Source organism: Salmonella sp. SJTUF15570 (assembly GCF_043357055.1).
Lineage (GTDB): Bacteria > Pseudomonadota > Gammaproteobacteria > Enterobacterales > Enterobacteriaceae > Salmonella > Salmonella enterica.
This window is the reverse complement of sequence record NZ_JBEUKJ010000002.1, coordinates 127526-142068: the sequence shown is the minus strand read 5'-3', so window position 1 is coordinate 142068 and position 14543 is coordinate 127526. Positions and strand designations below refer to the sequence as shown.

Annotated in this window: 8 protein-coding genes; 2 read left to right on the top strand and 6 right to left on the bottom strand. The window is 53.8% G+C overall.

Annotation, left to right across the window (positions count from 1 at the left end; genetic code table 11):
* Positions 1–162: 162 nt before the first annotated feature.
* From ABVN44_RS04270 to golT, 6 genes are all read right to left on the bottom strand, one after another.
* The gene (locus tag ABVN44_RS04270; protein WP_001651666.1) at positions 163–3135 is read right to left on the bottom strand and encodes a type III restriction-modification system endonuclease; all 2973 of its coding nucleotides are present in this window, start codon (positions 3133–3135) and stop codon (positions 163–165) included.
* A gap of 9 nt (positions 3136–3144) precedes the next feature.
* Positions 3145–5103, bottom strand: a complete 1959-nt coding sequence (locus tag ABVN44_RS04265) for a site-specific DNA-methyltransferase (RefSeq protein WP_023231389.1) — start codon at positions 5101–5103, stop codon at positions 3145–3147.
* A gap of 188 nt (positions 5104–5291) precedes the next feature.
* Positions 5292–6545 carry an MFS transporter gene (locus ABVN44_RS04260; protein WP_023231388.1) on the bottom strand — a complete coding sequence of 418 codons (1254 nt, stop codon included), beginning with the start codon at positions 6543–6545 and terminating at the stop codon, positions 5292–5294.
* 291 nt (positions 6546–6836) lie between these two features.
* The gene (golB, locus tag ABVN44_RS04255) at positions 6837–7031 is read right to left on the bottom strand and encodes a gold resistance metallochaperone GolB (protein WP_001159470.1); all 195 of its coding nucleotides are present in this window, start codon (positions 7029–7031) and stop codon (positions 6837–6839) included.
* Between the two features lie 77 nt (positions 7032–7108).
* The gene (gene golS / locus ABVN44_RS04250) at positions 7109–7573 is read right to left on the bottom strand and encodes an Au(I) sensor transcriptional regulator GolS (RefSeq protein WP_001020583.1); all 465 of its coding nucleotides are present in this window, start codon (positions 7571–7573) and stop codon (positions 7109–7111) included.
* An 11-nt stretch (positions 7574–7584) separates the two neighbouring features.
* Complete coding sequence (gene golT, locus ABVN44_RS04245; protein WP_023231387.1) at positions 7585–9873, bottom strand: gold/copper-translocating P-type ATPase GolT; 2289 nt, start codon at positions 9871–9873, stop codon at positions 7585–7587.
* 276 nt (positions 9874–10149) lie between these two features.
* On the opposite strand from golT, the gene mdsA reads away from it, so the two are divergent.
* Complete coding sequence (gene mdsA / locus ABVN44_RS04240) at positions 10150–11376, top strand: multidrug efflux RND transporter periplasmic adaptor subunit MdsA (protein ID WP_023193432.1); 1227 nt, start codon at positions 10150–10152, stop codon at positions 11374–11376.
* Positions 11373–14537, top strand: a complete 3165-nt coding sequence (gene mdsB, locus ABVN44_RS04235) for a multidrug efflux RND transporter permease subunit MdsB (protein WP_369561815.1) — start codon at positions 11373–11375, stop codon at positions 14535–14537. Before mdsA ends, mdsB begins: the two co-directional genes overlap by 4 nt.
* Positions 14538–14543 lie beyond the last annotated feature (6 nt).

Below are 14543 nucleotides of genomic sequence, written 5' to 3'. Positions count from 1 at the left end.
CGTAGCTGAAAGTTAAGAATAGACGTAAAACGATAACCTTCAAGTCAACGCGGTTTACGGGACGGGGGATTAGCACAGGGAGAATGACCGCAACGCTCGCTGCGCGGCGGCCATTTTATATGGTCTATCAAAAAGATAACCGTTAAGGTTCATTCAAACCCGTTAGTTTGCCTTCCCCTCAATCAAGCCATTGATGGTAGAAAATACCGCCGGCGCGCTGGTCGCTTCCGCAAACTCGACATTGATATTTTGCCGACGCAGCATATCGAAGAATTTACGTTGCGCATCAAGAATAACCTGATCGCCTACGCGCATATTTTCTGCTTTAGTTTCAACCAGTAAATAAACGCTGTCGGCGTCCTGACGCTCAATACGGTACACAAAATCCGGCGTAGTAGAGCCCCCCGTATATTTGGGGATCTGAATGGCCCGCTTAGGCAGTTTGCCAAACACAGAAACCTGTTGCGGATAATCGTATTTTAATAGCGGCAATTCTGGATCGACGCTGTCATAACGCAACGGCGGTATTTGATAGAGAGAACGGGGATCGTCTATCGCATTCTCATCCACATTTTTCCCCACAATTTCAGCGCTAATCTCCTCTCTGAACTGCCGTGCCGTGGAATCAAATACCGACGTTGAAGCCTGAAAATCGAGAGGCAGATAATCGTGGCGCTGCGCAAAATGCGCATTAATCCGCGTCTGTAATGCGCGGGTCATATTGTCCAACGAGATCTCGCTTAAATAGCGTGAATCTCCGTGCAAAACATCACGCAGCATCGCCATTAACACCGGGTGCAGGACGTTAACCGGCAGACTGGTGCGTAACGCCAGTTGCTTAAGAAAATGGCCATATTTCATGCCCGCCATAAATTCGCTGGCGGCTAATTCGCCTTCCCGCTGCGCCACTTCAAAACGGCCATTATCTTCATTCGATACCAGCCGTTGTTGAACCTGGCTTGGCTTCTGGCGTATATACAGCGCCGGATCGCGCAGCACCTCGGCGGCAATCTGTTCCAGAGACGCGCCGCTACGCTCGAATTGCAGCATATAACGGCGGGAAAACTGCTCCCAGATACTGCTAAGTTGTTCCCAATTCTCTTTGCGTAACCTGACTCGCAGTCGGGAGGCGGGCTTATTGTCACGAATGCGATCCGCTCGCACCCGCGCCTGCGTCAGCTCAGGGTAGAACTCCAGTAGCCACGCAAAGCCACTTTTGGTTTCCCCGTTAAGCGTGACGCTGGGTTTAAACTCATTACTCCGGTTGATCAGTTTTTTATCATCCAGATCTTCCAGCAAACGAAGCTCCGTAAACGCAGGATCGACTTTTTGCCGCTCGGTGACGATGAGTGTGATCATCGCCTCATCCAGTTTCTGCTCGTTAAGCTGAACTTTGCTGTCGCGATTAATCTCATCAACCAGCATACTGGCAAACGCTTTTTCATCATAACCAATCAGAAACGACAGTCGGGACGGCCACTCTTCCTGATGAACGCGATGGCCGTTTTCATCTACCGGTAGCCGCAGGCCGCGCCCCACTTCCTGAATTTTGCTCGACTCGCTACCGGAAGAACGTAATTTAGCAATGACAAAAACATTCGGGTTATCCCAGCCTTCGCGAAGCGTCCATTTTGAAAACAGAAAGCGGCGCGTTTCCCAGTTGCCGTGATGGTCTGAAAAACTGAGCAACTTCTCTTTATTTTTCAGAATATCATCTACCTCAGCCTGGATCGCCTCATCGCCGCTTCCGCGGTCTTCGCCAAAGTAACCAGCGTGGACGTTTTGGTTATCCGAGTGCAGGCTGGCGAGCGTGGCCTGCAGAAACGACAGATACTCCACTTCTCGCGGCAGGGTCTTGCGCTGATAATCGTCAATCAGTTGCGTCAGTTTCTTTTTCAGCAAACGCTCAAAAGTGACTTTCAACCAGCCTTCGTCATCACGATAGCTTTTAATACTGTCAATAAAGAAAAGGCTTAAGGTCTTAATACGCGGGGCATTATTTTCTGGCTCATTGCTGCGTAAGAAATTTGCCTGCTCGGTATCAAAATGCTTATCAATGGCGTCCTGAATAATCAGTTCCTGGTAGCTCGCGCCAAAGGTTCCTGGCACCAGCGCCATCCCTGCCTCCAGCTCCAGATCGTTCGACAACATTTTACTGCCGGCATATTCAATACTGCCCTCAAATCCTGCATCGACATCGGCGAGATTTTCGCCCACGCCAACCTCGGCAATTTTGCTCCCCCGTCGGAGGATTAATTTCTTTGCCGTGACGCTGTCAACGATATAACGATTGTTGGCCTGTTCTTCGGGGAGATTCGGGTAATAAATATCAATACCTTTCACCAAACCATCGTTAAAACTGTCCACCGCGTTGAGATCAAACTGCGGTTGCCGGCGATAGTAATCTTTACGTACACATTTATTTTTACCCTTACCTTCGACAATATCCGGGAAGGTAGCGCCAAAGCGGACGATCATTTGCGGCTGAATGGCCTGAATCGCTCGATAAAATTTGTTATCTCGCGCAAAACGATGCGGTTCATCAATAATGACCACCGGTCGCGTCATTTGCAGCCCTTTAACAGGCGACGTCAGCCCACCCAGGAGCGTTTGATCGTAATCGTCTCGCGTCATACTGGCGGAATTGAGCATTTGCGCATTGATCAGCAAAACCTGAATCGTATGGCTATCACGACGGCTGGCATCAGTAAAACTTAATAGCTGGGCCGGAAAATTTTTACGCCCCGACTTTACTTTAAAATCACCGGCGTTAATGGTGCAAAGTTCCATCCGCGTATTTTCGTAGAACTGTGAAAAATGCTGTCTGGCGTAATCGCTGGTGATAAAGTTCCGCGCGCCTTCTTTAATGGCTGGCGTCGGCACCACCAGCACAAATTTGAAGAGGCCATACTTCTGATGCAGTTCATACATCAACCGGGTATAGACATAGGTTTTGCCCGTCCCGGTCTCCATTTTAACGTCAATATTGGCCTTATCGTCGTAACGTTCCTTAATCAGCGGATTAGCATAGTGATTATGATCGGCCTGCGCGTGATCGATACCGGTGAAACTCGCCAGAATCGCCGCTAACGCCTGTTCCTGATGGGGAAGTTCTTCCAGTAAAATATTCATCATCATCCCCTCTTAATAACGCTTCACCAGGTTCACTTTTTGATCAAGCTGTTTTAAGCCGATTTCCAGTTCACGAATGGATTCAAGGTCGAAAGAGTAGCCGTAAATGACAATGGTCTGAACCGGAAGCTGGTGCGTACCAATGTGGTTGAGAAGATCGCGGGTCTGCTCGGTTCCCCATCGTTCATCAATCAGATACAGGCGCGTATTATCAACATACCTGGCGCAATAGCCGGAAAAATCAACGGTCTGTACGTCAATATCCATTTTATAACCATCGGCGACCAGCCATGTCGTTAATAAGGTCTCTTCGCCGCTTGCGCCGCCCGGCACGCCCAATCCTCTGGCGGAAAAAGGATTGATCATGTCGGTAAATCCTGACTCGGTAAAAGCGGCCAGTTGACCGCTGGTATTGATAAAATGGCCGGTAGCAATATCGAAGCTATCCAGATCGTCCAGCGTCTGCTGTGTCGGAGTGGCAAAACGATAATGTTTAAAACCGAGATCGCTATTGGTCGCGGGATTGTTGGCGCGGATCTTCGCCGCAACGCGTGTAATTCGCTCGCGGCTGATTTCATCAATAGTGTTATAACCTGCTTTTTTCGCGATAGTGTTATTGCTTAATGCCTGATCGATAGTACACAGAATAAACGTGCGCTGCCCCCCATCTTCTTCATTCAGCGCCATCACCGCATGGGCCGAAGTACCGGAACCGGCAAAAAAGTCCAGAACGACGCCGTCTTTATCGATAGCGAGCTTAATGATTTTCTTCAATAATGCGGTCGGTTTCGGCGTATCAAAAACGTTGTCGCCGAAGAGATCCAGAATCTCCTTTTTCCCCTCTTTATTCGACGCTACGTTATCCCAGTAATTGGTCGTTGGCTGCCCTTTACTGTGATGCGCGTACATGACTCGCTGGGGAATACCGCCGTTATCTTTGCCAAAATAGACCAGATTATCGGCCACCAGTTTTTGGTAACTGGCTTCAGGATAAGCCCATAGTCTTTCGTGTACCGTACCGTTCGGCGTGGTAATTTTATAGGTATAGCCGCCGCCGCTCAGCCCTTTTGACACCGTTAACGGCACCGGGCGCCATTTCCCTTCTGGAAACTGTTCGGTCGGTTCTTTATAGGATTTCTGAATATACTCTTTAGAAAGCGGTTCTAAACGTAAAGCGCCCTGACCGGTTTTGGCATAAACAAGAATGTATTCCCCCTGGATGGAAACGTTATCAGAGTCGTTAGAAATCTCTTTTTTGCGCTTCCACATCACATTGGTGACAAATCCGCCTTCGCCAAAAATCTCATCCATCATTAATTTAAGATTGGCGTACTCATTATCGTCGATAGAGATAAAAATAAATCCGGTATCTTTCAGGAGCTTCCTGGCCAGGAAAAGACGCGGATACATGAAAGATAACCACGCGGAGTGCGTCGATTTACCCTGAATGGATTTTAAACGTGCCAGTTCAGTATCATTAAGACCAAACATATCCTGCAACGCCCGATCGCTATATTCAAAATGATCGGGATAGACAAACCCGTCCGATCCGGTGTTATAAGGGGGATCGATATAGATCATATCGACGGTATCGGCGTAATTATTTTGCAGATGGCGTAACACATCCAGATTATCTCCGGTCAGAAAAAGATTATGGCTGTTTTTATTTTCTGCCAGAGTATTGTGTTCCACGTCAGGAACGATAACGGTAACGGATTTTTCACCCGCCTGTTTTTTTGCGTAATCTTTGCCAATAAAATCAATCTGATAACCGCTAGTCAGCTCATCAATATTACGCGCTTTCAGCGCGCGCTCAAATCTGGCGAGATCAAATCCGCCTTTCGCGATCAGTTCGCCCTGCTCGTTATAGCGATCGGCGATAAAAAATTCCGGTAATGCACGTTGTAACTCAGACAGAAAGGCGCTATTCGGGGCAACAGACTCGTTGTGTTTTTGGTTATCTTTCAACATGATATCTTCGCTCCGTTGACAATTTTAAGGTCCAACAATCAATTTCTTATAAAGAAAAAAGTAAGCGATGATTGTAATGGTCACGAAAGGCAGATGCCATCATTAACCTTTGTTGTTCGTTGAAAGGGCGTAAAAACCACAGGAGGAAGGAGCGCTCCCGGCGACAGTATGCGCCAGGAGCGTAGTGTTTACGAGCGATGACCGATGGCCGACTCCGGGAGGGCGTCGCTATCTGTACCGGAGATGACGACTCCCCGGGTCTCGCGACCAAATGCCACAAATACACAGATTAAAATAGCCACCGCGCCAGCCACGATCGCCATTGCCAACCCGTAATTGCCACCATGCGTTTCCGCGATGCGGGCCTGTAACGTCGCATTAACCGACGCCAGTAAATTACCGAGTTGGTAAACAAACCCTGGCAGCACGGCGCGCGCATTCGCCGGAACCAGCTCGTTCAGCCAGGTCGGCACGACACCCCAGGCGCCCTGCACCATAAACTGCATCAGGAACGCGCCCAGGCCAATCGTGAATGATCCGCTGGAAAATGCCCATAGCGGGAGTACCGGAAGCGCAAGAAAGGCGGCGATCATGATCGCTTTTTTACGCCCAATACGTTCCGATAGCGTACCGTAGAAAATACCGCCGAGCATGGCGGCAATGTTATAAAAAATCGCAATGATACTGATCAGATGCGGATCAAAACCATGCTGCATCTTCAGGAAGGTAGGATAGAGATCCTGCGTGCCGTGACTGAAAAAGTTAAAGAACGCCATGACCAGCACCAGATACAGACACAACTTCCACTGTTTGCGCAGAACAGGAAGCAGCGCGGTATTCTCTTTACGCGCTCTGGCCGCCAGCCAGACGGGGGATTCCGGCACTTTAAACCAGATATAAGGCAGCAAGACAACAGGCAGGGCGCCAATCAGGAACATGCCGCGCCAGCCTACCATACTGTAGAAGAGGCCAAAAATAACCGAGGCGAACAGATAGCCGCAGGGATAGCCCGCCTGAAAAATGCCCGACATCAGGCCACGCGAACGATCGGGAATGGTTTCCATCGCCAGTGATGACGCGACGCCCCATATCCCGCCCATCGCCACGCCGTACATGACCCGAAAAATCAGAAATGCCATGAAGGTGGGCGACCAGGCGGAAAGCAGTTCAAATACCGTAAAGAACAGAATATTGAGCATCAGTATCGGTCGACGTCCGTACTTTTCCGCCATTCGGCCAAATAGCAGCGCGCCAATGGGACGTACCGCCAGGGTCAGCATAATCGCAATGGAAACGTCCGATACGGAAGCGTGAAACCATTCGGCGAGATCGCTAAGTACAAAGACAAGGATAAAGAAATCAAACGCATCCAGCATCCAACTGGTAAAGCTGGCAAACGCCACATGTCGTTGTGTCGTCGTCCAGTTCAGGGGGGTGTACATAGGTAGTGTCCTGCATCAAAAAATAACATCAAGCTTTGAAGCGGCGAAACGCTGGAACGCTCCCGTCGTCAAAGCGACGTAACAAGGTAGCGTTGCGCTACTTATTTGTTATCTTTTTGTATATAGCAGGTAAAATGTTAGCAAAAATAGACAAATCATTACATATTATTAACAAAGCTTACTGGCACATGATTTGTCACATTTTTTATGGGGATTATCTCACGCCAAGAAAAGCGAAGCGTGGCTAGCGTATCGCGACCGGCCTGTCGCCAGACCGATCGCCATTGCCGATTACCTTTCGCGCGGCGGGAAACCGGCCTTTTGCAGGGCGGCGGCAATCTGCTCCGCGGATAGCGACGTTTCAACGTCAACCAGACGCGTCGCCGGGTCGGTTCTCACCGTCGCATTAGCATCAAGAGTCAGAATCGTCTTTTTTACCGTACTGGCGCAGCCGCCGCAGGTCATGTCATCAATATGGAACTGCATAGTGAACTCCTTTTGTTTGGGAACTGTTGCCAGTCTGGGCCTTGCCAGTGTTGGAAGGTCAAGCGTAATCTCAGGACTTACAGACGCTTTGCCAGTCCGTGGCGACGAGGACGGCGCAATACCGCTCCGGTACGCGCCTCCGGCTCGCTATCGTCAGGTTGTCCAAGCGTATGCAGAATGGGGCAATCTGGCAGCGCGTCGCCGGCGCAGCAGTGAATCAGCGCTTTGAGGGTTTGCGCCATGTGCTGCATGTTCTGGATACGTCTGTCCAGTTCATCAATGTGCGTCTGCGCCAGGCGTTTGACGTCAGCGCTTTGCCGCGACTGGTTATTCCAAAGATTCAGTAAGTCGCTGATTTCAGCAACTGAAAAACCGAGGTCGCGCGCGCGGCGTATAAAATGCAATTGATTAACATCAGCCTGGGTATAGGCCCGATAGCCGGAATCCGTCCGACTTGCCGCGGGAATCAGACCAATCTGTTCATAGTAGCGAATCATTTTGGCCGAGACTTTCGATGCTTTAGCTGCTTTACCGATGTTCATGACGCTCCTCCTCATGTCGTGGATGTGTCGGATGGGGTTGCCATCGGCGCCCGGAAACGGCGCAGCCGCAAAGCGTTGCCCAGCACGAACACGCTCGACATCGCCATCGCCCCTGCGGCGAATACCGGTGACAATAATATGCCCCAGACCGGAAATAGCGCGCCTGCCGCGACAGGAATCAGCGCCGTATTGTAAGCAAAGGCCCAGAACAGATTCTGGTGGATATTGCGTATGGTCGCTTTAGACAGCGCGATGGCATTCGGCACGCCTTGCAGGTTGCCGGACATTAGTACGACGTCGGCGGATTCCACCGCCACATCGGTGCCGGTGCCAATCGCCAGCCCCACGTCGGACTCCGCCAGCGCTGGCGCATCGTTGATGCCATCGCCGACAAACGCCACCTGCCCATACGCCGCTTTCAGGCGCCGTATCGCCTCGACTTTCCCTTCTGGCAATACCTCGGCAACCACGTCATCAATTCCTAACTGTCTGGCGATAGCCTGTGCCGTGCGGGCATTATCGCCAGTGATCATGGCGACCTTAATCCCGAGCTGATGTAAAGCGTTAATCGCGGCGGGCGTACTGGGTTTGATCGGATCGGCCACGGCGATAATCGCCGCCAGTTGACCGTCAATAGCCGCATAGAGCGGCGATTTCCCTTCCTGTCCTAACCGTTCGGCGGTGGTGGCGAAGCCGCTAATATCCACGCCAATTTCGCGCATATAGCGATCGGCCCCCACGTCAACACGCGTACCGGCAACGGTAGCGTATACGCCCATCCCGGTCACCGATTCGAAGCCGCTCATGCCTAGTAGCGCGATCCCTTCCTCTTCTGCCGACACGACAATCGCACGGGCAATCGGATGCTCTGAACGCGATTCTACCGCCGCGACTTTCGCCAGCACCTCACGGCGTTCAAAGCCGCTGGCCACGTCGAGATCGGTCAGTACCGGGCGGCCTTCGGTAAGCGTCCCGGTTTTGTCTACGGCCACCACCTTAGCGTCTTTGAGTAGCTGTAACGCCTCCCCCTTACGGAACAGCACGCCCATTTCCGCCCCACGACCGGTTCCCACCATAATAGAGGTCGGCGTCGCCAGGCCCATCGCGCAAGGACAGGCGATAATCAGAACCGCAACGCCATTGATCAGAGCGAAAGTCAGCGCTGGCGACGGCCCAAACGCCAGCCATACCACAAAGGTCAGCGCAGCAATAAGCATTACCATTGGGACAAACCACAGCGTCACTTTATCCACGACGGCCTGAATCGGCAGTTTTGAACCTTGCGCCTGTTCCACCAGACGAATGATTTGCGCCAGCATGGTCTGTCCGCCGACGGCGGTCGCCCGCAGCGTGAGCGCGCCTTTTTGGTTTACGGTACCGCCCACCACCGCGCTTCCTGCGGATTTCTCTACCGGTATCGGTTCGCCGGTAATCATCGACTCGTCAACGAAGCTGCGGCCTTCGGTCACTTCGCCGTCAACCGGGATCCGCTCGCCTGGCCGAACCTCCACACAGTCTCCCAGCACAACCTCGTCGACAGGGATATCCACGATGCGGCCCTCGCGTAACACATGCGCGACCCGCGCCTGTAGCCCCACCAGACGTTTAATCGCTTCGGAAGTCCGCCCCTTCGCCCTTGCCTCCAGAAAGCGCCCCAGCAGAATAAGCGCGACAATCACTGCGGCGGCCTCGTAATAGACGTTTACCGTCCCTTCAGGCAACAGGTCGGGCGTAAAGGTCGCCACCAGCGAGTAGCCGAACGCCGCTGCGGTTCCCACGGCGACCAGCGAGTTCATGTCCGGCGCCAGACGCGCCAGCGCCGGGAACCCTTTAAGGTAAAAACGGCGACCGGGGATCGTCAGCACCAACAGGGTCAGTGCAAATTGCCAGTACCAGCTTTGTTGCAGGCCAATCGTTTTTATCACCCACTCGTGCATACCAGGAATAAGGTGCGAACCCATTTCAAGCACAAAAACGGGGAGCGCCAGCACGCTGGCGAGAATCAGATCGCGCTTCAGCCTGACGCGCTCGGCCTCTTTTTTCTCTTCAGAGTCGTCTTCTCCCTGCCCCGCCGTCTCTACCGGTCGCGCCTCATACCCCGTTTTTTCAATCGCCGCGATCACCGCCTCCGCCGACGCCGTCCCGCGAACGGTGGCGCGCTCCGTCGCCAGATTCACCGTAGCGTCCGTTACGCCAGGCACAGCCTTAATACCTTTTTCAACGCGAGCGACACACGACGCGCAGGTCATACCTTCAATAAGCAAGCTTATCGTGTCGTGACGATTTTCTGACTGACTCATGACGACTTCCCCATCCTGACTATTCGGTATCAGAAAGCCTAAAGCTTGCCATTGTGGGAAGGTCAAGCGTATTCAGGCTGCACGGTTCGGCGAGAATGTGAGATGGCTCATAAAAGAGGATGATGCGAGACATTTACGCCACGATGCCGACCTACGTCCCGTAAAAACCCGCCAGGAACGCTTGACCTTTCCTTCGTTGTAACGCCTAGCCTTTGCCAAAAATTCTGCGGCAGCGTTGCGGAATGGCCGACACGCTGCGGTAAAGAGGGAAACGACATGCGTAGAACATTCAAAATTATGTTGATAGCCGGCGTCATCGCCGCCATCGGGGGCGTGATTTATATGGCCGGCGAAGCACTATGGGATAAAGACAACGCCGTCGGACCACCGGCCAGCGCGCCGCCTCCACCGTCGGTACCGGTTGCTAAAGCCCTTAGCCGCACACTCGCGCCTACGGCGGAATTCACCGGTTTTCTGGCCGCGCCGGAGACCGTGGAGCTGCGTTCGCGCGTGGGAGGAACCCTTGACGCCGTCAGCGTTCCGGAAGGACGTCTGGTAAGCCGCGGACAACTGCTGTTCCAGATCGATCCGCGCCCGTTCGAGGTCGCCCTCGACACCGCCGTCGCGCAATTACGTCAGGCTGAAGTACTGGCCCGCCAGGCGCAGGCGGATTTCGATCGCATTCAACGACTGGTCGCCAGCGGCGCCGTATCACGTAAAAACGCTGACGATGTCACCGCCACGCGTAATGCGCGACAGGCGCAGATGCAATCGGCCAAAGCCGCCGTCGCCGCAGCGCGCCTTGAACTCTCCTGGACCCGTATTACCGCGCCCATTGCCGGACGCGTTGACCGCATACTGGTGACCCGGGGCAATCTGGTCAGCGGCGGCGTAGCGGGTAACGCCACGCTTTTGACGACTATCGTGTCTCACAATCCCATGTATGTGTATTTCGATATTGACGAAGCCACCTGGCTGAAGGCGTTACGGCATACCCGCTCCGACAAAAATCCACCGGTAGTCAACATGGGGTTAACCACCGATAACGGGCTGCCTTATCAGGGCGTACTCGACTTTATGGGCAATCAGATGAACCGCAGCACCGGCACTATCCGGGCGCGCGCCGTGATTCCTGACCCCGACGGAATGCTTTCTCCCGGCCTGTTTGCCCGAATCAGTTTGCCCATCGGCGAGCCGCGGGAAACCGTGCTAATTGACGATCTGGCGGTGAGCGCCGATCAGGGCAAAAACTATGTGCTGATCGTCGGCAAGGAGAATCAGGTGGAGTATCGTCCGGTTGAGCTGGGACAAATGGTCGATGGACTCCGCGTCGTTACACAGGGAGTACAGCCGGGAGAAAAAATCATCCTCAAGGGGCTGGTGCGTCCTGGCATGACCGTTGCGCCGCGTCTGGTGCCGATGCGACAGAATGTGACCGACAAACAGACCGCGACATTGACTAAAGCGGACGGCGACAGTGCGCCGAAGGCGGTGCGCCAATGAAATTCACCCACTTTTTCATTGCACGACCCATCTTCGCCATCGTCCTGTCGCTGTTAATGCTGCTGGCTGGCGCTATCGCCTTTTTAAAACTGCCGCTGAGTGAATATCCGGCCGTTACGCCGCCCACGGTACAGGTTAGCGCCAGCTACCCCGGCGCTAACCCGCAAGTGATTGCCGATACGGTAGCCGCGCCGCTGGAACAGGTGATCAACGGCGTTGACGGCATGTTGTATATGAATACCCAGATGGCCATTGATGGTCGCATGGTTATCTCTATCGCCTTCGAACAGGGAACCGATCCTGATATGGCGCAAATTCAGGTGCAAAACCGGGTATCCCGCGCGCTGCCTCGCCTGCCCGAAGAAGTCCAGCGAATTGGCGTTGTAACGGAGAAAACGTCCCCCGATATGTTGATGGTGGTTCATCTTGTCTCGCCGCAAAAACGCTATGACTCGCTTTACCTGTCTAACTTCGCCATCCGGCAGGTTCGCGACGAACTGGCCCGTTTACCCGGCGTCGGCGATGTTCTCGTCTGGGGCGCGGGCGAGTACGCCATGCGCGTCTGGCTGGACCCGGCGAAAATCGCCAACCGCGGTCTTACCGCCAGTGATATCGTTACGGCGTTGCGGGAACAAAACGTACAGGTCGCCGCCGGTTCCGTCGGGCAACAGCCGGAGGCCTCCGCCGCTTTTCAGATGACGGTAAACACGCTGGGCCGCCTGACCAGCGAAGAACAGTTCGGCGAGATTGTGGTAAAAATCGGCGCTGACGGCGAGGTGACGCGTCTGCGTGATATCGCCCGCGTCACGCTGGGCGCAGATGCCTATACGCTGCGCAGTTTACTGAATGGCGAAGCGGCGCCAGCGTTACAGATTATTCAAAGTCCGGGCGCCAATGCGATTGACGTTTCTAACGCGATTCGCGGCAAAATGGATGAGTTGCAGCAAAACTTCCCGCAGGATATCGAATACCGGATTGCCTATGATCCTACGGTCTTCGTGCGCGCATCGCTACAATCGGTGGCGATTACGTTGCTGGAAGCCCTCGTGCTGGTCGTCCTTGTCGTGGTGCTGTTCCTGCAAACCTGGCGGGCGTCCATTATTCCTCTGGTGGCGGTTCCCGTTTCGCTGGTCGGCACCTTTGCCTTGATGCACCTGTTTGGCTTTTCGCTGAATACGCTTTCGCTGTTTGGTTTGGTCCTGTCGATAGGCATCGTTGTTGATGACGCCATCGTTGTGGTCGAAAACGTGGAACGGCATATCTCGCAGGGCAAAAGCCCCGGAGAGGCGGCAAAGAAGGCGATGGATGAAGTCACTGGTCCCATTCTTTCTATTACCTCGGTGCTAACGGCGGTCTTTATCCCTTCCGCATTCCTGGCGGGCCTGCAGGGTGAGTTTTATCGTCAGTTCGCGTTGACCATCGCTATTTCGACCATCCTTTCGGCCATTAACTCGCTGACGCTCTCCCCTGCGCTGGCTGCCATTTTGCTAAGACCGCACCACGATACTGCGAAGGCTGACTGGCTAACGCGGTTGATGGGCACGGTCACTGGCGGTTTTTTCCATCGCTTTAACCGTTTCTTCGACAGCGCGTCGAACCGCTATGTTAGCGCCGTCCGTCGGGCCGTGCGCGGCAGCGTCATTGTGATGGTGCTCTATGCCGGCTTTGTGGGGCTGACCTGGCTTGGCTTCCATCAGGTGCCGAACGGGTTTGTGCCTGCGCAGGATAAATACTATCTCGTCGGCATCGCCCAGCTCCCAAGCGGCGCATCGTTGGATCGCACAGAGGCGGTCGTGAAACAAATGTCCGCTATCGCGCTGGCGGAACCCGGCGTTGAAAGCGTCGTCGTCTTCCCCGGCCTGTCGGTTAACGGCCCGGTAAATGTGCCAAATTCGGCGCTGATGTTCGCCATGCTAAAACCCTTTGACGAGCGTGAAGATCCTTCACTTTCCGCTAACGCTATCGCCGGAAAGCTAATGCACAAATTTAGCCACATTCCCGACGGGTTTATTGGCATCTTCCCGCCGCCGGTTCCAGGGCTTGGCGCGACGGGCGGCTTTAAATTGCAGATTGAAGATCGTGCGGAACTGGGATTTGAAGCGATGACAAAGGTGCAAAGCGAGATTATGTCTAAGGCGATGCAGACGCCCGAACTGGCCAATATGCTGGCCAGTTTCCAGACGAATGCCCCGCAATTACAGGTGGATATCGACCGGGTAAAGGCGAAATCAATGGGGGTATCGCTCACCGACATCTTTGAAACGTTGCAAATTAACCTCGGCTCGCTTTACGTCAACGATTTCAACCGATTTGGCCGTACCTGGCGGGTGATGGCGCAGGCCGATGCGCCATTCCGTATGCAACAAGAGGATATCGGCCTGCTTAAAGTCCGCAATGCGAAGGGCGAGATGATCCCGCTTAGCGCTTTCGTCACGATTATGCGCCAGTCGGGGCCGGACAGAATCATCCATTACAACGGCTTCCCCTCGGTAGATATTAGCGGTGGACCGGCTCCGGGCTTCTCCTCCGGACAGGCGACGGACGCGATTGAAAAGATCGTGCGTGAAACGTTGCCGGAAGGGATGGTCTTCGAATGGACCGATCTGGTTTATCAGGAAAAACAGGCCGGCAACTCTGCGCTTGCTATCTTTGCGCTGGCGGTGCTGTTGGCCTTCCTGATCCTGGCGGCGCAGTACAACAGTTGGTCGCTGCCCTTCGCCGTCCTGCTTATTGCGCCTATGTCATTACTCTCAGCCATTGTCGGCGTGTGGGTATCTGGCGGAGATAACAATATCTTTACGCAGATTGGTTTCGTGGTGCTGGTCGGCCTGGCGGCCAAGAACGCCATTTTGATTGTCGAGTTTGCCCGCGCCAAAGAACACGACGGCGCAGACCCGCTGACCGCCGTGCTGGAAGCGTCCCGCCTGCGTCTACGTCCTATCCTGATGACCTCATTCGCCTTTATCGCAGGTGTAGTACCGCTGGTACTCGCGACGGGTGCCGGCGCGGAAATGCGACATGCGATGGGCATCGCCGTGTTTGCCGGCATGTTGGGCGTCACGCTCTTCGGCCTGTTATTGACGCCTGTATTTTACGTGGTGGTTCGCAGGATGGCATTAAAGCGTGAGAACCGCGTTGATTCACATGATCAACAAGCATAATGATGG

Excerpts from the sequence above, each read along its gene's own strand:
- ABVN44_RS04265 (WP_023231389.1), bottom strand. The coding sequence starts at position 5,103 with ATGTTGAAAGATAACCAAAAACACAACGAGTCTGTTGCCCCGAATAGC.
- ABVN44_RS04260 (WP_023231388.1), bottom strand. The coding sequence starts at position 6,545 with ATGTACACCCCCCTGAACTGGACGACGACACAACGACATGTGGCGTTT.
- mdsB (WP_369561815.1), top strand. The coding sequence starts at position 11,373 with ATGAAATTCACCCACTTTTTCATTGCACGACCCATCTTCGCCATCGTC.
- golS (WP_001020583.1), bottom strand. The coding sequence starts at position 7,573 with ATGAACATCGGTAAAGCAGCTAAAGCATCGAAAGTCTCGGCCAAAATG.
- golB (WP_001159470.1), bottom strand. The coding sequence starts at position 7,031 with ATGCAGTTCCATATTGATGACATGACCTGCGGCGGCTGCGCCAGTACG.
- golT (WP_023231387.1), bottom strand. The coding sequence starts at position 9,873 with ATGAGTCAGTCAGAAAATCGTCACGACACGATAAGCTTGCTTATTGAA.
- mdsA (WP_023193432.1), top strand. The coding sequence starts at position 10,150 with ATGCGTAGAACATTCAAAATTATGTTGATAGCCGGCGTCATCGCCGCC.
- ABVN44_RS04270 (WP_001651666.1), bottom strand. The coding sequence starts at position 3,135 with ATGATGAATATTTTACTGGAAGAACTTCCCCATCAGGAACAGGCGTTA.